The following is a 21,128-nucleotide window of genomic DNA, read 5'->3' as shown; positions in this document are numbered from 1 at the left end:
GGCTGTCGCTGCCGCCGGGCCGGGCCCGTTAACCCCACGCTCCCACCGTCGGGGTCCTACGCGTCCGTTTCCGTCACCTCAAATGAACCAACACTAGCTCCTAGGTGAACTCTGGGCGACGAGTGTTCGAGCTCGCACCTCGATGGCTGTGGCCCGGCGTGGCGACATGCCTAACCTGGGGGCATGGACGTGAACGCGGCAGTCGCCGCAGCGGCAGCGATCGCCGGAGTACTTACCGGTGTCATCGCCATGCTGGCGTTCCGCTGGAGCGAACGCGACCAGAAACGCCCCACCCGCACCTCGCTGCATACGGACCCGGTACTTCCGCCGGGCGTCGACACGGTTCTCTCCGTACTCCGGTCCTCTGCCGTCGTACTCGACGAGGCCGACGCCGTCGTCAAGGCCAGCTCCGCCGCGTATGCCCTCGGGCTGGTGCGTGGCGGCAAGCTCGCCGTCGAGCCGATGCTGCAGATGGCGCGTGACACCCGTCGGGACGGGGAGATACGTCAGGTCGAGCTCGATCTCCCGAGGAGAGGGACCGGACGGGGGGAGGCCCTCGCCGTCTCCGCACGCGTGGCGCCCCTCGGCTCCCGGCTCGTGCTTCTCCTGGTGGAGGACCTGACGGAGGCCCGCCGCATAGAGGCCGTACGGCGCGACTTCGTCGCGAACGTCAGCCATGAGCTCAAGACCCCAGTCGGCGCGCTCTCCCTTCTCTCCGAAGCTGTCATGGACGCCTCCGACGACCCCGAGGCCGTCGAGCGCTTCGCCGGGCGCATGCAGATAGAGGCCACCCGGCTCACCAACCTCGTACAGGAGCTCATCGACCTGTCGCGAGTGCAGAACGACGACCCCCTCGAGGACGCCGAGCCCGTACGCGTGGACGAGCTGGTCGCCGAAGCCATCGACCGGTGCCGCCATCAGGCCGGCACCAAGCAGATCACCATGGCCGCGGGTGGCACCGCCGACCTGAGCATCTGGGGGAACAGGGGCCAGATGGCCGCCGCCCTCGGCAACCTCGTCGAGAACGCCGTCAACTACTCACCCGCCCGAACCCGGGTGGGCATAGCCGCGCGCCGGGTGACTGCGCCCGGCGGAGACCTCATCGAGATCGCCGTGACCGACCAGGGCATCGGCATCTCCGAGAAGGACCGGGAGCGCGTCTTCGAGCGCTTCTACCGCGTCGACCCGGCCCGCTCCCGCCAAACGGGCGGTACGGGCCTCGGTCTCGCGATCGTCAAACACGTGGCCGCCTCGCACGGCGGAGAGGTCACGGTGTGGAGCTCCGAGGGACAGGGCTCCACTTTCACTCTGCGGCTTCCCGAGGCGGCCATGGCCCGCGACCGCGTGACCGATCACCACCTGCCCGGACTCGACGAAGAGGACGAGACCGGGCAGTCCGACGGGACGACCACCGTCACATCCCCGTATGAACCGCTTCCTGCCCCGGAGGTCCTTCCGTGACCCGAGTGCTCGTCGTCGAGGACGAGGAGTCCTTCTCCGACGCCCTGTCGTACATGCTCCGCAAGGAGGGCTTCGAGGTCGCCATCGCGACCACCGGGCCCGACGGACTCGACGAGTTCGAGCGCAACGGCGCCGACCTCGTCCTCCTCGACCTGATGCTGCCGGGGCTGCCCGGCACGGAGGTGTGCCGCCAGCTGCGCGGCCGCTCCAACGTCCCGGTGATCATGGTCACCGCCAAGGACAGCGAGATCGACAAGGTCGTGGGCCTCGAAATAGGAGCCGATGACTACGTCACCAAGCCCTTCTCCTCCCGTGAGCTGGTCGCCCGTATCCGGGCCGTCCTGCGCCGTCGTGGGGAGCCCGAGGAGGTCACTCCGGCCGCCCTCGAGGCCGGGCCGGTCCGGATGGACGTCGACCGCCACGTGGTCACCGTCTCCGGCTCCAAGGTCGACCTCCCCCTGAAGGAGTTCGACCTGCTGGAGATGCTGCTGCGCAACGCGGGCCGCGTCCTCACCCGCATGCAGCTCATCGACCGGGTGTGGGGCGCCGACTACGTGGGCGACACCAAGACCCTCGACGTCCACGTCAAGCGTCTGCGCGCGAAGATCGAGCCGGACCCGGGGGCGCCCAGGTATCTGGTGACCGTTCGAGGACTCGGCTACAAGTTCGAGCCGTAAACCGACACTGAGTAGGACGTACGTACGACAAAGGGCGGCACCCCTCGGGGTCCCGCCCTTCGTGCGTGGTCGGTCAGTGTTCGGAAGCCGACTCGGAGGCCGTCCCCGTGCCGGCGGCGTCAGTGGCGGTCGGCGACGCCTCGTCGTTCGGCGTGCCCGACTCGGACGCCGAGGCCGACGACTCCGGCGACGTGGAGGCGGTCGCTCCCGGCGCCGCCGGGATCTCGCTCGGTCCCCACTTGGTGAAGTAGCTCTCAGCCGGGACGACGAACGCGCGCAGGCTCACGTCACCGGTCTCGCTGAAGCTGAAGGTGACCTTCTGGGCGTTGCCGTCCTTGACGGACTCACCGGGGGCGGTCAGCGCGGCGGAGGCGTTGTTCTCGCCGCCGAGGATGACGGAGCCGCCGGCCGGGATGGTCAGCTTGCCCTTCCCCTCGGCAGGCGTGATCTCGGCGCTGCCGTCGCCCTCGACGCTGATCGTGTCCAGGGTCTGGTCGGTGGTGCCGTTGTTGAACAGCGTCGCGGAGATCACCGCCGGGCCCGCGGACTCCGTGTCGGGCTGGGTGATGACGAGGGCGTTCTGGACCTCGATGTTGCCGACGCTGGTCGCGGCGTTGTCCGGCTTGACCTGCAGCGTCTCTGCGTTGTTACCGGCGCCGCACGCGGCGAGCGAGGCGATCGAGAACGCGATGGCGGCGGCGGCGAGAGAGCCGCGTCGAAGGCTGCTGCTCACGGCTGCGGCAACTCCTTGAACGTGGGCGAAGCAGGACGGCTTCTGTGTAAAGCCGTCCTAAGGGTCTGTCAGCGGCTTCAGGTTACCGAGCCGTTCCCGTGCCATCGCACCCGACCCGCCCCTTAGGGCCTGTCCGGTCGATCACGGCGGAGACGCGGGGTGGCAGTGACACCAGCCGCTCCGCGGCGGGCGCGCATCTGCGGCGTTGTCGTCGGTTGCCGACTTCCCCAAGTTCTCGGCTTCGCTCGAACAGGGGGACCCCCATCGCGTCGACGCCCGCACGCACCACATCCCGCTCACCGGCATCGGACAGGCGCCGCTGCTTTCCTCCACCGTGATCGACCGGACAGGTCCTGGCTTCCTCGGGCCCCGTCGCGCCGCCCGTACGCCCCGACCGGCGCGTCATTCGGACCGCGTTCGGGGCCGCGGTTCAGGACAGCGGTTCGGACTGCCCCGTCGGCTACTCGTCATCGACTACTCGTTCGCCATTCACATAAGTCCCATGAACTCCGCCCGCGGTTTTCCGTAAGGAATCCAGGGAATCCATGGCGGGTTCCGAAAATCGATCAAGCGGTCTTCGGCAAGATCGCCGACGGGGGACTCGCCGACAGGAGACGCGCCGAGCGTGATCAATTTTGGATTCGCCTCGTACCCGACTCCAGGCATCGAACGGAGTAGCGGAAGTCGAGCTCTTGGGTGCGGACAAACCGGGATGTTCAGACCCTGGTCAGGAACTTGCGGTGTGTGTAACGTACGCGTTTCTCCTGCCCTGGACAGCCGCTCCCACCTGCGAATACCCTCCTCCGCTCGCCTTCCGCAGCACGTTCCTGTTGCGGTTGTCAAGCCCCGAGATATGCCCTGACCTGCGAAAACGCCATTCAGAAGACGCAGTTTCCGTGTTACCCTGGATAGCCACGGAAGGGGTACCTGTCACATGACGTTCAAGGTTGGCGACACCGTGGTCTATCCCCATCACGGGGCCGCGCTGATCGAGGCCATCGAAACTCGCCAGATCAAAGGCGTGGACAAGACCTACTTGGTGCTGAAGGTCGCCCAGGGCGACCTGACGGTGCGTGTGCCAGCGGACAATGCGGAGTTCGTCGGCGTGCGTGATGTGGTCGGTCAGGACGGGCTGGACCGGGTCTTCGAGGTGCTGCGCGCGCCGTACGCCGAGGAGCCCACGAACTGGTCGCGTCGTTACAAGGCAAATCTGGAGAAGCTCGCCTCCGGCGATGTCATCAAGGTCGCGGAAGTCGTACGTGACCTGTGGCGTCGTGAGCGCGAGCGCGGACTCTCCGCAGGTGAGAAGCGGATGCTTGCCAAGGCCCGGCAGATCCTGGTGAGCGAGCTCGCCCTCGCGGAGAACACGAACGAGGACAAGGCCGAGGCCCTGCTCGACGAGGTTCTCGCGTCCTGACGCGGGAGCGGGAGTCGTCGCCGAGGCAGCAGTCGTCTTGACGTACGCACCAGCCCACGCAGCTGCGCAATGAAATGCCGCGGTGCCCGATGACGTAATTGCTGATGGTGATGCAATTGCCGTCGCCGGGCGCTGCGGCATGTTCGTGCCCGCGCCCTCTTCGGATTTTCCCGGATCTTCACACGTCACACCGGCGCTCAATCCGAATCTTCGTACCCGCACCCATTCGGGAACCTGCGTCCCCGATACTTTGCGTGCCGGGCCCGGGCGGCTTGCTCGACCGGATGTCACGGAAGGGTCCGGTCAGGGCTCGCGCCCGGCACACCCCCAAGCTCTCGACTGTGCTCGAGCAGGGGGCTCGCCCAGGCCATACCCACGTAGGTCGAGCACACAAACCTGACAGGAACCGATGTCTGACGATTCACGCTCTTCGCTGTCCGGGGTACGCACCGCGGTCGTGATTCCGGCCGCCGGACGGGGCGTGCGCCTCGGTCCGGGCGCCCCCAAGGCGCTCCGCGCGCTGAACGGCACGCCCATGCTCATCCACGCGGTGCGCGCCATGGCCGCGTCCCGCGCCGTCTCGCTGGTCGTCGTCGTGGCCCCGCCCGACGGCGCCGCAGAGGTGAAGACCCTGCTCGACGCCCACGCGCTGCCCGAGCGCACCGACTTCCTGGTCGTCCCCGGCGGGGACAGCCGCCAGGAGTCCGTGAAGTACGGGCTCGACGCGCTGCCGCCCGGCATCGACATCGTGCTAGTGCACGACGCGGCCCGGCCGCTGGTGCCGGTGGACACGGTCGACGCGGTCATCGAGGCCGTACGCGACGGCGCCCCGGCCGTCGTGCCGGCGCTGCCCCTCGCGGACACCGTCAAGCAGGTCGAGCCGGCGAGCGTTCCGGGTGCGCCCGAGCCGGTCGTGGCCACGCCCGAGCGGGCCCGGTTGCGTGCCGTGCAGACGCCGCAGGGCTTTGACCGCGCGACCCTCGTACGGGCCCACGAGACCGTCACCGACAACGTGACCGACGACGCGAGCATGGTCGAGCAGCTCGGGGCGCGGGTCGTGGTGGTGCCGGGGCACGAGGAGGCCTTCAAGGTGACCCGGCCGCTCGACCTCGTCCTCGCCGAGGCGGTCCTCGCGCGCAGGAGGGCGAACGATGGCTTCTGACGCACCTCTGCCGACGCCTCCGCTGCCGCAGGTGGGTATCGGTACCGACATTCACGCCTTCGAGGACGGGCGGGAGCTGTGGTGTGCCGGGCTGCTGTGGGAGGGGGAGGGACCAGGGCTCGCCGGGCACTCCGACGCGGACGTCGTCGCGCACGCGGCGTGCAACGCGCTGTTCTCGGCGGCGGGGCTGGGGGACCTCGGCGCTCACTTCGGCACGGGGCGGCCAGAGTGGGCCGGGGCGTCGGGGGTCGCGCTGTTGACGGAGGCCGCGCGGATCGTGCGTGCGGCGGGGTTCGCCGTCGGCAACGTCGCGGTGCAGGTCGTCGGGGATCGGCCGAAGATCGGAAAGCGGCGGGACGAGGCGCAGAAGATTCTGTCGGAGGCGGTGGGGGCACCGGTGTCGGTCTCCGGGGCCACCACGGACGGTCTTGGGTTTCCGGGGCGGGGGGAAGGGCTGATGGCGGTGGCTACGGCGTTGGTGGTGCGGGTGGGATGAGGGAGGGGTTTCGGCCCCGCCTTCGCCCGAGCCGAATGGCCGCCGCCGCGTATGCGCCGAAAACCTTCAGCCCCCGTATGTCACGAATACGTGTGCCTTGCGCCGGAAGGGTCGCGGGGCACTACCCGGGGGCCACTACCCTGGAGTGGTGACTATTCGCCTGTACGACACCAGTGCCCGGCAGATCCGTGACTTCTCCCCGCTCAAGCCGGGTTGTGTCTCGATCTACCTGTGTGGTGCCACCGTGCAGGCCGCACCGCACATCGGGCACATCCGGTCGGGCCTCAACTTCGACATCATGCGCCGCTGGTTCGAGTACCGCGGGTATGACGTGACGTTCATCCGGAACGTGACGGACATCGACGACAAGATCATCACCAAGTCGGCCGATCAGGGCCGCCCTTGGTGGGCGATCGGGTACGAGAACGAGCGCGCGTTCAACGACGGTTACGACGTGCTCGGGTGCCTGCCGCCGACGTACGAGCCGCGTGCCACCGGGCACATCACCGAGATGGTCGAGATGATGCGTGGCCTCATCGAGCGCGGTCACGCGTACGAGGCCGACGGCAACGTCTACTTCGACGTGCGCTCGTACGACGGGTATCTGCAGCTGTCCAACCAGGAACTGGACAACCTGCTCCAGCCCTCCGGCGAGGGCGAGACCGGCAAGCGGGACCTGCGCGACTTCGCCATGTGGAAGGCCGCCAAGCCCGGCGAGCCGTCCTGGGAGACACCGTGGGGGCGGGGGCGTCCGGGCTGGCACCTGGAGTGCTCGGCCATGGCTCACAAGTACTTGGGCAGCGCGTTCGACATTCACGGCGGCGGGCTCGATCTCATCTTCCCGCACCATGAGAACGAGATCGCGCAGGCCAAGGCCTTCGGCGACGAGTTCGCCAAGTACTGGGTGCACAACGCCTGGGTCACCATGAGCGGCGAGAAGATGTCGAAGTCGCTCGGCAACTCGGTGCTCGTGAGCGAGATGGTCAAGCAGTGGCGCCCGATCGTGCTCCGCTACTACCTCGGCACTCCGCACTACCGCTCGATGATCGAGTACAGCGAAGAGGCGCTGCGCGAGGCCGAGTCGGCGTTCGCGCGCATCGAGGGCTTCGTGCAGCGGGTGATGGAGAAGGCCGGGGGAGTTGTCGAGCCCGTCGCCGAGGTGCCGCCCGCCTTCGCCGAGGCCATGGACGACGACCTGGGCGTCCCGCAGGCCCTCGCCATCGTGCACACGACCGTGCGGCAGGGGAACTCCGCCCTCGCCGCAGACGACAAGGAAGCCGCCGTCGCCCGCCTCGCCGAGGTCCGGGCCATGCTCGGCGTCCTCGGCCTCGACCCGCTGGACGCCCACTGGGCCGGTGAGGCGGACCGCGGCGAAGACCTGCACGGGGTCGTCGACACCCTCGTACGCATGGTCCTCGACCAGCGGGAGGCAGCCCGGACCCGCAAGGACTGGGCGACCGCCGACGCCATCCGCGACCAGCTCAACCAGTCCGGCCTCGTCATCGAGGACAGCCCGCAGGGGCCGCGCTGGACGCTCGGGCCGCGCTAGCAGCTCCCTGAGTGTGCCGCCCGGGCCTCCGGGCGGCACACTGCTTATACGTACATACGCACGCTTCACACAGACAGACAGGTAGGTCATGGCCGCTAACAACCGCCGCATGTCCGGCAAGAAGGGCGCGCAGGTCGGCAGTGGCGGCCAGCGACGCCGGGGCCTGGAAGGCAAGGGCCCGACCCCGCCCGCCGAGATGCGCAAGGGGCACAAGAAGAACCGCGTCGCCAACGCCAAGGCCAAGCAGGCCGTGCGCCGTCCCGTGCAGCGCGGCCGGGGCGGCAAGGGCACGTCCGAGATGGTCGTCGGCCGCAACCCCGTGGTGGAGGCGCTGCGCGAGGGCGTGCCCGCGACGACGCTGTACGTGCAGCAGTTCATCGACAACGACGAGCGGGTGCGCGAGGCGCTTCAGCTGGTCGCGGAGCGCGGCGGCATCCACCTGATGGAGGCCCCGCGTCCCGAGCTCGACCGCATGACCAACGGACTCAACCACCAGGGTCTCGTCCTCCAGGTCCCGCCGTACGAGTACGCGCACCCGGAGGACCTCGTGGCCGCCGCGTACGACGAGGGCCAGGACCCGCTGATCGTCGCGCTGGACGGCGTCACGGACCCCCGCAACCTCGGTGCCGTGGTCCGGTCCGTCTCCGCCTTCGGCGGCCACGGTGTCATCGTGCCCGAGCGGCGTGCGGCCGGTATGACCGCCGGCGCCTGGAAGACGTCCGCCGGCGCCGCGGCCCGTACGCCCGTCGCCCGTGCCACCAACCTGACGCGCGCCCTGGAGGCGTACAAGAAGGCGGGCATCGTGGTCGTCGGTCTCGCCGCGGACGGCGAGGCCGAGGTCGGCGAGCTGGCGGCACTGGAAGGCCCCGTTGTCATCGTCGTCGGGAGCGAGGGCAAGGGCCTGTCCCGGCTGGTCGGGGAGACCTGCGACCACCGGGTGCGGATTCCGATGCCGGGTGGCGCGGAGTCGCTGAACGCGGGTGTGGCGGCGGGAGTTGTGCTGTACGAGGCGGCTCGACGCCGGGCCTGAAATCCGTCACGACACCCCACTGCGGCGGGCCTGAAATCCGTCGCAGTGGGGTGTTCCGGATGTTCGGGATGACCTTGACGCGGTCCGGACAGATCGGCGCTGTCAAGGCAGTGTCCTAAACACACGTCATTCGGTTAGATGAGTGTGGACACCAGAACACCCCGCACACCCACGGGGGACCGCTCGTCGGGATACGACGACGCTCCCGCGCTGAGCATGGTGAAGGTGCCGAGCGATCCGGCGCAGGTCATCGTCAATCATGCGAGCTTCCGCGTGCAGCTGGGCGCTGCGACACGGAGTCAATCCCCGCGCATCGCACGGCACTTGAGTTCCGGCGACGACACCGCGCGGATCCCCGTCGTCGGTACGACGGGCAGAGCGGGCGCGGCCGGCGGCCGTCGCCGCGCGCCCGTCGTCTGGAGCGGGAAGTCCGCGCCGGACGACACGGGCGCCCACCGGCTGCTGCAGGCCGTGCGGAGCACGAGCCTGCGCCACGGTGCCGCGGCCCCGGCGGGCGACGCCGGCGCGACCCAGGTCATCCCACGCATCGAAGAACTCGGCGGCTACGACGCCGACACGACCGGGGACAGGACCGTCGACACGGTGGGTACGCCCCTCGTCGGCAGCCAGCGCACCCACGCTCCCGGCGAGCCCCGTCTGCTGCCGAACATGCGCAGCGTGGACAGCGCGTACGACGAACCGAGGTACGCGGACGACCAGTTCGCGGCCGACGAGTACGCATGCGGCGAGTACGCGGGCGACGAGGGCGACGAAGGTGAGGTGCCGAGCAGGCGGCACGCCTCCGACTCGGTCCGCCACGCCTACTACCCCGGCCGCCGCATGAACCTCGGGGTGGTGCTGCTCCCGCTGCGTGTCTTCCTCGGGTGCATCTCCATCTACGCCGGCATGGGCAAGCTCTGCGACCCCCTGTACTTCGACGGCGGCAAGCGCGGCTCCATGGTGACGTGGCTGAACACGCTGCACCCCTGGGAAGTCGCCGAGCCGCTGCGGCAGTTCGCGCTCCAGCACCCCGTCGGCTCCGGGCTGGTCATCGCCTTCCTCCAGGTCATCGTGGGCGTCCTCACCGTGCTCGGCCTGTGGCAGCGGGTCGCCGCGTTCGTCGCCGCGATGCTGTCGGCCGCCCTCCTCGTCACCGTCAGCTGGAAGACGGTGCCCGCGTACGACGCGCCCGACATCATCTACCTCGCCGCCTGGTCCCCGCTGATCATCGCGGGCGCCCCCGTCTACTCCGCCGACGGCCGTCTCGCGGGCGAGGCCTGGCGCACGCTCGGGCCGCGCGTCGATATCTGGGAGCTGCGGCGGCGCGTACTGCGCCGCGGCGCGCTCGTCACGACCGTCGTCGTCGGGCTCACGCTGCTCGTCGGTTCGCTCCTCGGCGGTGCCGTCCGCGACGCCGACCGTGTGGTCGTGCCCGGCCCCGGCGAGGCCCCGCGCAACGAACTGCCCGGCTCGGCGCTTCCCGAGACGCCCGACGAGAGCCGGGAGAAGCCCACCCCGCCGTCGGCCTCCGCCGAGGCGCCCACCCAGGGCAGTTCCTCGTCGCCGTCGGACCCGGCCACCACGCCCGAGGAGGTCCGCGAGACGGGCGGCACGGTCACCAGCGGACCCACCCAGACCCAGGGCGGCGGCGCCGGCCAGGCCCCGCCCCAGCAGTCCGCACCGGTGGAGCAGGCCCCGAGCACGAGCGTGGGCCCGACGTCCAGCGGCGGCACCGGATCCGGGGGTACGGCTTCGGGCGGGACCGGCTCCACGGGCGGTTCGAGCGGCGGCGCCGGCAACTCCGGCGGCACGGGCTCCGGCGGCTCGGACGGGCTCGTCGGCGGTCTCCTGGGGTAGCCGGCTCCAGAGCGGCACACGGTACGACGACGGGGCCCCGCACCTGCACAGGTGCGAGGCCCCGTCGTCGTACCGTCGAAAAGCTCGCTCAACGCCCCAGAGCCGCGAGCTCCTTGGCTGCCTCCGTGAGGTCCTTCGCGGTGTCGATGGCGCGCCAGTACGCGCCCTGCGGGAGCGGGAAGCCTGCCAGGCGGCGTTCGCGGGCCAGGTGCGGGAACGTGGTGCGCTCGTGGTCGCCGCGCTCGGGGAGCAGGGCGGCGAACTCGGGGGAGAAGACATAGACGCCCGCGTTGATCTCGTACGTGGTCGGCGGGGCCTCGATGAAGTCCGTGATGTGGCCGAAGCCGTCCGTCTGCACGGCGCCCCACGGGATGCGCGGGCGGGCGAGGGCGAGCGTCGCGACGGCGTCGCGCTCGGTGTGGAAGTCCGCCATGTCGCGCAGCGAGAAACGGGTCCAGATGTCGCCGTTCGTCGCGTACCAGGCCTGGTCCGGGTGGGGGAGGTGAGCGGCCGCGTGCTTGAGGCCGCCGCCCCGGCCGAGGGGTTCCGTCTCGACGACCGTCGTCACGTTGACCGGCAGATCGGCCGACTCCAGCCAGTTCTGGAGGACGCCGGCGAGGTGACCGCACGACACGACGACGTCGGTCACGCCCTCTTCGGCGAGCCACGTCAGCTGATGGCCGATGATCGGGGTCCCGGTGCCCGGGATCTCGACCATCGGCTTGGGCCGGTCGTCGGTGTAGGGACGCAGCCGGGAGCCCTGTCCACCGGCCAGGACAACGGCTTGAACGGGGCGCGACGCGGCGTTCGGATCGGTCATGCCCGAACTGTACGTGGCGCCCCGTCGGCGGTTTCCGGCGGCAACCGGTCCCGGATGACGGCCCAGAGGTGACGGCTCAGAGCTGTGTGGCCGCGACCCCCGATGCGAAGGATGTGTCGCAGACGGGGCGCGCGAAGGACTGGGCGCGCGTCGGGCCGTACACGCGGACCGCGGCGCGGCCGAGGGCGCGGGCGATGGAGACGCAGTGCTTCGCGAGCGACGGGCGGTCGTTCACCGCCTCCTGGAGGTGGGTGAGGGCGACGCCCGGGTTCTTCTCCTGGAGCTCCAGCAGGAGTCGGTCGCGCAGGACGTCCTGCGGGGCGCGGGAGGCGGCCCGGGAGGAGACGTCCGTCGAGGAGGCGGTGAGCACCGAGTCCGAGTGGGTCCCCGACCAGTTGACTCGGGTGACCGCGAGGGTCCCGGAGAGCACCAGGACGACAGGAAGTACAAGGGCGAGGGTGCGGCCGATCCGGCGGGCGGGGCCACGGCCGAGCCGGGTCCGCTGGTTAGTGGTGGAGTGCTTCACGCGAGTGAGAGTAGCGTGGGGTGATGATTTGGCGACATTTAGTCACCGGTTTGGGGGACAAGGAAGCCCCGGATTTCGGGTAAGGCGTTGACGCACACATATCGAAATGTCCGGCCTGCCGGGGTATTTGTCGACAACGAAGAGGGCCCCGCAACGTGCTGCGGGGCCCTCTTCGTCAACTTGGGTGAATTCGACCGTGTCGCGGTTTCCGTCCCCCCGACTTGCGCAAGGCGCGGCAGCGCCAGGCGCGTCAGTCGGAGAGGCGCTCGCCGGTGGAGGTCGAGAACACGTGGGTCTCGCCCGGCCGCGGCACGACGTGCAGCGTGGCGCCCTTGTCCGGGACCGCGCGGCCGCTGACACGGACGACCAGGTCCGTGATCCGGTCGTCGACCTTGGCGCTGCCGTAGACGTAGCCGTCGGCGCCGAGCTCCTCGACGACGTTCACCGAGACGGCGAGGCCCGCCGGGGCGTCCTCGCTGTCCTTGGCGAGGGACTTCGCGGCGCCGTCGCTCTGCTCGACGATGTCGAAGTGCTCGGGGCGGACGCCGACCGTGACGGTGGTGTCACCCTTGTCGGCGGCGGCCTTGAGGGCCTCGCGGTTGACCGGGACGACCGAGTTGCCGAACTTCACGCCGCCGTCGGTGATCGGGACCTCGATCAGGTTCATGGCCGGGGAGCCGATGAAGCCGGCCACGAAGAGGTTCTTGGGACGGTCGTACATGTTGCGCGGCGAGTCGACCTGCTGGAGCAGACCGTCCTTGAGCACGGCCACCCGGTCGCCCATGGTCATGGCCTCGACCTGGTCGTGGGTCACGTACACCGTGGTGATGCCGAGGCGGCGCTGCAGCGACGCGATCTGCGTACGGGTCGAGACGCGGAGCTTGGCGTCGAGGTTGGACAGCGGCTCGTCCATGAGGAAGACCTGGGGCTCACGCACGATGGCGCGGCCCATGGCGACGCGCTGGCGCTGACCGCCGGACAGGGCCTTCGGCTTGCGGCCGAGGTAGTCGGTGAGGTCGAGGATCTTCGCCGCGTCCTCGACCTTCTGGCGGATCTCGGCCTTGTTGACGCCGGCGATCTTGAGCGCGAAGCCCATGTTGTCGGCGACGGTCATGTGCGGGTAGAGCGCGTAGTTCTGGAACACCATCGCGATGTCCCGGTCCTTCGGCGGCAGGTGCGTGACGTCGCGGTCACCGATGCGGATGGCGCCGGCGTTCACGTCCTCGAGCCCCGCGAGCATGCGGAGCGAGGTGGACTTGCCGCAGCCGGAGGGGCCGACGAGGACGAGGAACTCGCCGTCCTCGATGTCGATCTCCAGAGCATCGACGGCGGGCTTCTCGGTGCCCGGGTAGATCCGGGTCGCCTTGTCGAACGAGACAGTGGCCATGGTGAAGGCCCCCTTCACCGGCAGGAACGTGCCGGACGATCCGTTGTAAAGGTGGTGGTGTAGTCCACACGGGTGAACTGGGTCAGGACGGTACCTCGCGTTCACCTGGTCTGTCAGTACCTGGAGCGCTGTGAACTTCGCGGAAATTTTCGAGAGGGCGCGGCTGTGACGTGGGTACACTGCACGGGCACGTACATGGCACGCGCGTGCATGCCTCCTTAGCTCAGCTGGTCAGAGCGCCGCTCTTGTAAAGCGAAGGTCGTCGGTTCGAATCCGACAGGGGGCTCCAACAACTGATCAGCGGCTCGTACGCCGCTTTCGGCGCAGCCGCCGCCCGATCTCCAGCCGGTCCCCCTCCAACGGGCGCCCGTCCTCGATCTCCCACAGAGTGTTCTGCAGGACGCGGCCCAGGCTCCACGCACGGGCCCGCTCCCGGTCCAGCCCCATGACGTCGGTCATCGCGTCGAAGCGCCAGTGGATCTCGTCGGGCTCGAAGCGGTTGCCCAGCGCGGGCAGGAGATCGAAGCCGGGGTCGCCCGCGAGAGGTTTGGGGTCGATGGCGATCCAGCCCTCGTGGTGGCCGGAGGCGAGGACGTTTTCGTAGTGGAGGTCCCAGTGCAGGAGTCGGTCACCGGGCTCGGCGACGACCTCGCGGACGGCGGCCGCGCAGTCCTCGATCAGGCGGCGGTCGGCCGGGTCGGGGATCTGCCGCAGGGCCCACGGCACCTGCTCCAGCATCGCCGCCGCGATGTCCCCGAGCCGCCGCAGTTCCACCGGGGCCGGTACGGCGGTCAGGCGGGCCAGCAGCCGTGCGATGACGAGGACCGCCTCGCGCGAGTCCCGCACGGACGTCAACATCCTGGTGTGGTCGAGCCGTTCGAGCAGCAGGGTGCAGGTGGCCGCGTCGTGCGCGAGCAGGCGTACGGCCCCGGCGCCGGCCCAGACGCGCAGCGCGACCGGTTCCCCGGCGCTCTCCTCGTCGAGGAGCTGGAGTTTGAGCACGGCCGGGGACGCGTCGGCCCGCAGCACGGGGAGGACCAGGGCGGCCACGCCGTGCATGGGGGGACCGTCGAGGCGCAGCTCCCAGCGCTCCAGGAAATCCGCCGCCCGCCCGGGGAGCGCGCTGATGAAGGCGCGACCGGCCGCTCCGTTGTACTTGTGCTGCGAGGCGGCCAGTTCGTCCGGAACGTCAATCACCCTGGCGATCCTACTTACGCGGGTGGATCGGCTCATGCGCATTGACCGGGGCGCGGCGGACGGACGTCGCGGCGCGGGGACGTACCTGCGCCGCGCGGGAACGTACATCCGCAGCGCCCCCGGCACGTACATCTGGCTGTCGATCCTCTTCGTCACCACCGTGGCCCTGCACCACATGTCGCCGGATTTTGAGGCGGACTTCCTGCGGCAGCGTTCGACGAACATCCATGAGCTGTCGGACAACCCCGTCCGGGTGCTGATCTCCAGCGCGATGTGGATCGACGGCGGACTCTGGCTGCCGTACGCCGTCCTCTACACCCTCTTCCACGCCCAGGCGGAGCGCTGGCTCGGCACCGCGCGCTGGCTGGTCGTGTGTGTGGCCGCGCACGTCCTGGCGTCGCTGATCAGCGAGGGCGTGCTGATGGCGGCGATCCGTCGCGGGGCGGCGCCGCACTCCGCGGTCGACACCCTGGACATCGGGGTGAGTTACGCGCTGGCGGGCGTGATCGCGGTCCTCGCCTACCGCATCGTGGCACCGTGGCGGTACCCGTATATGGCGATGCTCCTCGTCCTCTACGGACTGCCGCTGCTCATCGGCCGGACCTTCACCGACTTCGGACATTTCATCTCGGTCCTGATCGGGCTGGCCTGCTGTCCGCTGGTCAGGGGCCGCGGAAAAGCATGGAATCCGAAGGAGACACTGGCCGCTCTCAGGGGTTAACGTCCGGGCCATGAGCAGCGGCATGGGCAGGGGCACGGTCAACGGCGGGATCTCGTTCTGGTACGCGGACGACGGCTTCCCCGCGCCGCGCGAGCCCCTGCCCGGTGACGCGAACGCCGACGTCGTCATCGTCGGCGGCGGCTACACGGGCCTGTGGACCGCGTACTACCTCAAGAAGGCGGCGCCCTTCCTCCGCGTCACCGTCCTGGAGCAGAAGTTCTGCGGCTACGGCGCCTCGGGGCGCAACGGCGGCTGGCTCTACAACGGCATCGCGGGCCGTGACCACTACGCCGAGCGGCACGGCCACGAGGCGGCGGTCCGCCTCCAGCAGGCGATGAACGAGACGGTCGACGAGGTCGTCCGGGTCGCCGCCGAGGAGGGCATCGACGCCGACATCCACCGCGGCGGCGTCCTCGAGGTGGCGTACACCCCTGCCCAGTTGGCGCGCCTCAAGGCCTTCCACGCGCACGAGCTGTCGTACGGCGAGAAGGACCGCGAGCTGTACGGCGCCCGCGAGACCGCCGAGCGGGTCCGGGTCGCGGACGTGGTCGGCTCGACCTGGACCCCGCACGGGGCCCGGCTGCACCCGGTGAAGCTCCTCAAGGGGCTGGCGGCGGCCGTCGAGGCGCTCGGCGTCACGATCCACGAGAAGACGCCGGTCACCGAGATCCGTCCGAAGCACGCGGTGACGCCGTACGGGACCGTCCGCGCGCCGTACATTCTGCGCTGCACGGAGGGCTTCACCGCGAACCTCAAGGGCCAGAAGCGCACCTGGCTGCCGATGAACTCGTCGATGATCGCGACGGAGCCGCTGACCGGCGAGCAGTGGTCCGCGATCGGCTGGGAGGGTCGCGAGACGCTCGGCGACATGGCGCACGCGTACATGTACGCGCAGCGCACCGCCGACGACCGTATCGCGCTCGGCGGCCGCGGCGTCCCGTACCGCTTCGGCTCCCGCACGGACAACGACGGCCGCACCCAGCAGGCGACCATCGATGCCCTGTACGAGATTCTGGTCCGCTTCTTCCCGTTCCTGACCGGGGTGCGGGTGGAGCACGCCTGGTCGGGTGTCCTCGGGGTGCCGCGCGACTGGTGCGCCACGGTCACCCTGGACCGCTCGACGGGCCTCGGCTGGGCCGGCGGCTACGTCGGCTCCGGCGTCGCCACCACCAACCTCGCCGCGCGCACGCTCCGCGACCTCGTCCAGCGGGACTCCGGCCAGGCGGGCCCGACGGACCTGACCGGTCTGCCCTGGGTCGACCACAAGGTCCGCAAGTGGGAGCCGGAGCCGCTGCGTTGGATCGGCGTGCAGGGCATGTACGCGACCTATCGCACGGCGGACCGGCGTGAACTGATCACGCACAGCGCTCGGTCGTCGCGGCTCGCGCGGCTGGCGGACCGGGTGGCCGGGCGGCACTGAACTGTCGGTGCGACGCCGCCCGTGTTACGCCGCCCGTGTGACACTGCGCCCATGATTCGTACCGCGACCCCCGCCGACGTCCCCGCCATCCACGCGATGGTCCGTGAGCTGGCCGAGTACGAGAAGGCGCCGGACGAGGCCCGGGCGACCCAGCGACAGCTGGCCGAGGCGCTGTTCGGGGAGAACCCGGCCGCGTTCGCGCACATCGCCGAGGAGGCGGGGGAGCCGGTCGGGTTCGCGCTGTGGTTCCTGAACTTCTCGACCTGGCGCGGGGTGCACGGCATCTACCTGGAGGACCTGTACGTACGGCCGGAGGCGCGCGGAGGCGGGCACGGCAAGGCGTTGCTCACCGAGTTGGCGCGGATCTGCGTCGAGCGTGGGTACGAGCGTCTGGAGTGGTCGGTGCTCGACTGGAACCGGCCCTCCATCGAGTTCTACGAGGCGTTGGGCGCGCGGCCGCAGGACGAGTGGACGGTGTACCGGCTGACGGACGAGGCGTTGGGGAAGCTGGGTTCACGGGTCTGAGTCGGGCTCGTGGGTCTGAGTCGGGCTCGTGGGTCTGGGTCGGGCTCGTGGGTCTGAGTCGAGTTCATGGGTCTGGGTCGGACTCATGAATCTCAGTCGAGTTCATGGGTCTGAGTCGGGCGCAGGGGGCTGAGTCGATTTCATGGAACTGAGTCGAGTTTCTCGGGACTGATTCGGGCCGGGGTGTCTGTGCGGGGGCGGTGTGGTTGGGGGCCTTCGCGGTGACCATGAGGCCCGCGACCAGGCCGGCCAGGAGCATGATGCCGGTGGCCCACCAGATGGCCACCGTGTAGCCGTGCACGATGCCCTCGCGGACCACCTGGTCGCGCTGGGCGGGGTCGGCGAGGTGCGCGGTGACATAGGCCGCGCCGCTGGTGGCGGCGATGGTGTTCAGCAGCGCCGTGCCGATCGAACCGCCTACCTGCTGCGAGGTGTTGACGGTCGCGGAGGTGACACCCGCGTCCTGCGGGGCGACCCCGGCGGTGGCGGTCGCGAAGACCGGCATGAAGGTCAGGCCCATGCCGAGGCCCATCAGGAACAGGCCGGGCAGCAGTTGGCCCACGTAGTCGGATTCCACGGTGAGCTGGGTGAAGATCAGCATCGCGGCGGACGCGAGGATCATGCCGGGGACCATCAGCACGCGCGGCGCCACGTGTTGCAGCAGCCGCGCCGATATCTGTGTCGAGCCGATGACGATCGCGACGGTCAGGGGCAGGAAGGCCAGGCCCGTCTTCAGCGGCGAGTAGCCGAGCACGACCTGGAGGTAGTAGGTCATGAACAGGAACATGCCGAACATGCCGACGACCGCGAGCGACATGGTCAGGAAGCAGCCCGCGCGGTTGCGGTCCTTGACGATGTGGAGCGGGAGGAGCGGGCTGGGGGCCCGGGCCTGCCACCACACGAAGGTCGTGAGCAGCACGATTCCGGCCGCGAGGAGGGCCAGGATCAGTGGGTCCGCCCAGCCGAGCGACTCCGCCTCGCTGACGCCGTAGACGATCGCGACCAGGCCTCCGCAGCCGAGCAGTACACCGGGTACGTCGAGACGGGCGCCCCTGCTGCCCGGGCGGTCGCGCAGCAGCGTGACCGCGCCGAAGACCGCGACGACGGCGATGGGGATGTTGACATACAGGCACCAGCGCCAGTTCAGGTATTCGGTCAGCAGTCCGCCCGCGATGAAGCCGATCGCCGATCCGCTGCCCGCGAGGGCGCCGTAGACGCCGAAGGCCTTTCCGCGCTCCTTCGGGTCGGTGAAGGTGGTCGTGAGCAGTGACAGCGCGGAGGGGGCCAGTACGGCGGCGAAGGCGCCCTGGAGCGCACGGGCGCCGAAGAGCATGCCGGAGGAGGTCGCCGCGCCGCCGAATGCGGAGGCCACGGCGAAGCCGATGAGCCCGAAGACGAAGGTGCGTTTTCGGCCGACGAGGTCGGCGATCCGGCCGCCGAGCAGCAGGAGCCCGCCGAAGGCCAGCGTGTACGCGGTGATGACCCACTGGCGGTTGCCGTCGGAGATGTTCAAGTCCTGCTGTGCGGAGGGGAGCGCGATGTTCACGATGGTCGCGTCCAGGACGACCATCAACTGCGCGAGAGCGATGATCACCAGGCCCCACCAGCGGTGGGGGTCGGCACCTTCGGGGGCTCCGGGGGCGCCGGATTCACCTGTTCGGGTGGCGCTCACCTGCCCAGAAGACCATGAATCAGTAGGGGCCGCACCTTGACGATCTTTGCCGTCTTTGCCGTCGTTGCCGTCTTTACATCCTTTCATATGGCGCTCCTGGTCAGGGCTCGAGTACCACCTTCCCGATCGTGCCCCGGGTTTCGAGGGCCCGGTGGGCGGCGGCGGCCTGGGCGAGCGGGAAGCGGGTCACGGCCGGGGTGAGGCGGCCGGCGGCGGCTTCGGCGAGGGCACGCAGTTCCAGGGTGCGGACGGGGTTGGGGCCGCCCGCCTTCCGCATCATCACGGGGCCGAGGACCTGCTCCGAGACGTCCTCCACGAGCAGCGGTTCCCCGCTTCGGATGCCCTCGCCGGACCAGCCGAAGACGATGTGCTTGCCGTCGGGGCCGAGGAGGTCGACGGCGGCGCGGGCCGTGGCGCCGCCGACGCCGTCGAAGACGACGGTGGCGTTCCGGCCGTCCAGGTGGGCGCGCACCTGCCGTGGCCAGGTGGTGTCCGTGTAGTCGACGGCCAGGTCGGCGCCGTTCTCCCGTACGCGGGCGACCTTCTCCGGGCCGCCCGCGAGGCCGATCACGGTGGCGCCCGCGTGCCGGGCGTATTGCACGAGGAGGGTGCCGATGCCGCCCGCGGCCGCGGGGATCACGGCCACGGAATCGGGGCCCAGCTCGGCGAACTGCAGGATCCCCATCGTCGTACGGCCCGTTCCGATCATGGCGACGGCCTGGGCGAAGTCCAGGTTCTCCGGGATCTCGTGCAGGCGGTCGATGTCGGTGGCGGCCAGTTCGGCGTAGCCTCCCCCAGAGCTTGAAGAGCCTGGGGGGACCCCCAGGGCGAAGCCGAGGTGGGCGACGACGCGCTTGCCGAGCCAGCGGCTGTCCGTCCCCTCGCCGAGCGACTCGACGATGCCGGCGACCTCGCGGCCGGGGATCGTGGGGAGCGGGGTGGGGGCGGGTGCCGGGCCCTGGGCGCCTTCCCGCAGGGCGGCGTCCAGGAGGTGTACGCCGGCCGCGGCCACGGCGATACGGACCTGGCCCGGCCCCGGCTCGGGATCCTCGGTCTTCTCGTAGGTGAGGTTCTCGGCCGGGCCGAAGGTGTGGAGACGGATGGCGTGCATGGAGGGCTCCTCTGCGTGTGGCGCCGTGTGGTGCGGCGCGGGGCCGTGTGGTGCGGCGTGGCGCCGTGTGGTGCGGCGTGGCGCCGTGTGGCGGTGAGCCCCAGCCTTCAACCTCGAGCTTGCTTGAGGTCAAGACGCCTCCGGATCCCGAAGGCCAGCGTGACCGCTTCGAGCGCGCTGTTGAAGGAGACCTCCGAGAGCACGCCGGGGGCGGCGACCTGGTCGCCCGCGAGATAGACGCCGTCGCCGCGGTCGATGCCGGGCCGGTCGCGCCAACTGGTACCCGGCAGGTCCACCGCACCCGTACGCCCCCGCGCCACGGCCTCGCGCCGCCAGGTGACGCGTTCGCGCCAGCCGGTGAAGGCGAGGTCCAGGAGATGCTCCGCGCGGGCGATGCCGTCGGCCCGGGACTCGTGCGGCGCGATGGGGATCTGCCCTTGGACGAGCTGCTCACGGGCCCGGGCGGGGGTGCGGTCCTGCGCACGGAACCACTCCAGTCGGCCCGGCGCGTCCAGGTCGGAGACGGCGAACGCGTCGCCGCGACGGGTGCGCAGGGCCAGATCGAGGAGCGCCGTACGGCCACCGGTCCACGTCAGCGAGTCGTCCTTGAGGAGGCGACGGGCGGCGTCCAGGGAAGTGGCGACGACGACGGGACCGTGGCCTTCGGGGAGGGCGTCCACCCTGGCCAGGGTCTCTATGCGGACGCCAAGATTCCAGGCGCGGGCCGCCATCCGGTCGATGACATCCGCCCAGCCGCCGAGGGGATGACGCGCTTCCGAGAGCGGGTTGGCGGCACGCCGCAGCCGCTGCTGCACGAAGGCCGCGGAGAGCGAACCGGGGTCGTGGTGGAAGAGCGTGACGGCGGAGTAGTGCGCGGCCGCGCGGGCGCCTTCTTCGCCCGCTTGTGCCGCCGCCCAGGACATGAAATCGGTGTCGACAGGGGCCTGTCGGGAGCTGCGGCGCAGCAGCTTGAGCAGGGCGAAGGGCAGGGTGCGGCGGAGGGCGCCCTTGTGGTGCAGGCGCAGCCGGGCGGGCTCCAGGAGCGGTACGGGGGCGAGCGGCCCGATCAGGTCCCGCTGCTGGAGCCAGGTCCAGTGCGGGCCGCCGCTGTAGAGGGCGTGCGGACCTTCGTTCGCCCGGTACGGGCCATCGGCGGTGCGGGCCCGGCCGCCGAGGGTGTGGTGGGCCTCGTACACGGTGACCTTGGCGCCTGCCTCGGCGGCGGTGATGGCGGCGGTGAGTCCGGCGAAGCCGCCGCCGATGACGGTGATGCGGTGCATGGTTGGCCTCTCCCTTGCCTCGGATTCCTCTTGGTGAGTACGACTGATCGAGGGGCCCGGAATGTGACATCGGGAGGCGAACTGGCA

General features: G+C 70.2%; 19 protein-coding genes and 1 tRNA gene. 12 read left to right on the top strand and 8 right to left on the bottom strand.

Going from position 1 to position 21,128, the window contains the following annotated elements; genetic code table 11:
- Positions 1-183: 183 nt before the first annotated feature.
- The gene (locus AB0D57_RS05300; protein ID WP_362067218.1) at positions 184-1,461 is read left to right on the top strand and encodes an ATP-binding protein; all 1,278 of its coding nucleotides are present in this window, start codon (positions 184-186) and stop codon (positions 1,459-1,461) included.
- Complete coding sequence (locus AB0D57_RS05295; protein ID WP_009340348.1) at positions 1,458-2,138, top strand: response regulator transcription factor; 681 nt, start codon at positions 1,458-1,460, stop codon at positions 2,136-2,138. The genes AB0D57_RS05300 and AB0D57_RS05295 overlap by 4 nt, the downstream gene beginning before the upstream one ends.
- 73 nt (positions 2,139-2,211) lie before the next feature.
- Here the strand turns inward: AB0D57_RS05295 and AB0D57_RS05290 are convergent, their stop codons facing one another.
- On the bottom strand, positions 2,212-2,871 hold the full coding sequence (locus AB0D57_RS05290; RefSeq protein ID WP_362067216.1) for a DUF461 domain-containing protein: 660 nt from the start codon (positions 2,869-2,871) through the stop codon (positions 2,212-2,214).
- A 934-nt stretch (positions 2,872-3,805) separates the two neighbouring features.
- Between AB0D57_RS05290 and AB0D57_RS05285 the strand changes: the two genes are divergently transcribed.
- From AB0D57_RS05285 to AB0D57_RS05260, 6 genes are all read left to right on the top strand, one after another.
- Complete coding sequence (locus tag AB0D57_RS05285) at positions 3,806-4,288, top strand: CarD family transcriptional regulator (protein WP_003953493.1); 483 nt, start codon at positions 3,806-3,808, stop codon at positions 4,286-4,288.
- A 409-nt stretch (positions 4,289-4,697) separates the two neighbouring features.
- Positions 4,698-5,450 (top strand): 2-C-methyl-D-erythritol 4-phosphate cytidylyltransferase, encoded by a 753-nt coding sequence (ispD, locus tag AB0D57_RS05280; RefSeq protein WP_362067214.1) that lies wholly within the window; start codon positions 4,698-4,700, stop codon positions 5,448-5,450.
- Positions 5,440-5,946 carry a 2-C-methyl-D-erythritol 2,4-cyclodiphosphate synthase gene (gene ispF, locus AB0D57_RS05275; protein WP_362067212.1) on the top strand — a complete coding sequence of 169 codons (507 nt, stop codon included), beginning with the start codon at positions 5,440-5,442 and terminating at the stop codon, positions 5,944-5,946. Before ispD ends, ispF begins: the two co-directional genes overlap by 11 nt.
- A 148-nt stretch (positions 5,947-6,094) precedes the next feature.
- Positions 6,095-7,495 (top strand): cysteine--tRNA ligase, encoded by a 1,401-nt coding sequence (gene cysS, locus AB0D57_RS05270; RefSeq protein WP_362067210.1) that lies wholly within the window; start codon positions 6,095-6,097, stop codon positions 7,493-7,495.
- 88 nt (positions 7,496-7,583) lie between these two features.
- On the top strand, positions 7,584-8,525 hold the full coding sequence (rlmB, locus tag AB0D57_RS05265) for a 23S rRNA (guanosine(2251)-2'-O)-methyltransferase RlmB (protein WP_362067208.1): 942 nt from the start codon (positions 7,584-7,586) through the stop codon (positions 8,523-8,525).
- A 144-nt stretch (positions 8,526-8,669) separates the two neighbouring features.
- Positions 8,670-10,382, top strand: a complete 1,713-nt coding sequence (locus tag AB0D57_RS05260; protein WP_362067459.1) for a DoxX family membrane protein — start codon at positions 8,670-8,672, stop codon at positions 10,380-10,382.
- A gap of 88 nt (positions 10,383-10,470) precedes the next feature.
- On the opposite strand, the gene AB0D57_RS05255 is transcribed toward AB0D57_RS05260, so the two are convergent.
- From AB0D57_RS05255 to ugpC, 3 genes are all read right to left on the bottom strand, one after another.
- The gene (locus AB0D57_RS05255; protein ID WP_362067206.1) at positions 10,471-11,202 is read right to left on the bottom strand and encodes a nucleotidyltransferase family protein; all 732 of its coding nucleotides are present in this window, start codon (positions 11,200-11,202) and stop codon (positions 10,471-10,473) included.
- Between the two features lie 76 nt (positions 11,203-11,278).
- Entirely contained in the window at positions 11,279-11,728 is a 450-nt protein-coding gene (locus AB0D57_RS05250) for a hypothetical protein (RefSeq protein WP_362067204.1), read from the bottom strand.
- 250 nt (positions 11,729-11,978) lie between these two features.
- Positions 11,979-13,115 carry a sn-glycerol-3-phosphate ABC transporter ATP-binding protein UgpC gene (gene ugpC / locus AB0D57_RS05245; RefSeq protein ID WP_362067202.1) on the bottom strand — a complete coding sequence of 379 codons (1,137 nt, stop codon included), beginning with the start codon at positions 13,113-13,115 and terminating at the stop codon, positions 11,979-11,981.
- A gap of 212 nt (positions 13,116-13,327) precedes the next feature.
- Between ugpC and AB0D57_RS05240 the strand changes: the two genes are divergently transcribed.
- Positions 13,328-13,404: transfer RNA gene (locus AB0D57_RS05240), tRNA-Thr, on the top strand.
- Between the two features lie 8 nt (positions 13,405-13,412).
- Here AB0D57_RS05240 and AB0D57_RS05235 read toward each other — a convergent pair.
- Entirely contained in the window at positions 13,413-14,312 is a 900-nt protein-coding gene (locus AB0D57_RS05235; protein ID WP_362067200.1) for an aminoglycoside phosphotransferase family protein, read from the bottom strand.
- Between the two features lie 34 nt (positions 14,313-14,346).
- On the opposite strand from AB0D57_RS05235, the gene AB0D57_RS05230 reads away from it, so the two are divergent.
- The 3 genes from AB0D57_RS05230 to AB0D57_RS05220 are packed head-to-tail and all read left to right on the top strand — an operon-like array spanning position 14,347 to position 16,978.
- Positions 14,347-15,033: a rhomboid-like protein gene (locus tag AB0D57_RS05230; RefSeq protein WP_362067198.1), complete on the top strand. Its 687-nt coding sequence runs from the start codon at positions 14,347-14,349 to the stop codon at positions 15,031-15,033.
- Positions 15,034-15,043: 10 nt separating this feature from the next.
- Positions 15,044-16,453, top strand: coding sequence for an FAD-dependent oxidoreductase (locus AB0D57_RS05225; protein WP_362067196.1), 1,410 nt, complete (start codon positions 15,044-15,046; stop codon positions 16,451-16,453).
- Between the two features lie 51 nt (positions 16,454-16,504).
- A complete protein-coding gene (locus tag AB0D57_RS05220; protein ID WP_362067194.1) occupies positions 16,505-16,978 on the top strand; it encodes a GNAT family N-acetyltransferase in 474 nt (157 codons plus the stop codon).
- A 64-nt stretch (positions 16,979-17,042) separates the two neighbouring features.
- On the opposite strand, the gene AB0D57_RS05215 is transcribed toward AB0D57_RS05220, so the two are convergent.
- The 3 genes from AB0D57_RS05215 to AB0D57_RS05205 all read right to left on the bottom strand — a co-directional run bounded on the left by AB0D57_RS05215 (position 17,043) and on the right by AB0D57_RS05205 (position 21,041).
- Positions 17,043-18,650, bottom strand: coding sequence for an MFS transporter (locus tag AB0D57_RS05215; RefSeq protein ID WP_362067192.1), 1,608 nt, complete (start codon positions 18,648-18,650; stop codon positions 17,043-17,045).
- 100 nt (positions 18,651-18,750) lie between these two features.
- Positions 18,751-19,761 carry a zinc-binding dehydrogenase gene (locus tag AB0D57_RS05210; protein ID WP_362067190.1) on the bottom strand — a complete coding sequence of 337 codons (1,011 nt, stop codon included), beginning with the start codon at positions 19,759-19,761 and terminating at the stop codon, positions 18,751-18,753.
- Between the two features lie 107 nt (positions 19,762-19,868).
- Entirely contained in the window at positions 19,869-21,041 is a 1,173-nt protein-coding gene (locus AB0D57_RS05205) for an NAD(P)-binding protein (RefSeq protein ID WP_362067187.1), read from the bottom strand.
- Positions 21,042-21,128: the final 87 nt, after the last annotated feature.

It is taken from the genome of Streptomyces sp. NPDC048275 (assembly GCF_040652275.1).
GTDB lineage: Bacteria > Actinomycetota > Actinomycetes > Streptomycetales > Streptomycetaceae > Streptomyces.
This window is presented reverse-complemented; position numbering and strand designations above follow the sequence as displayed.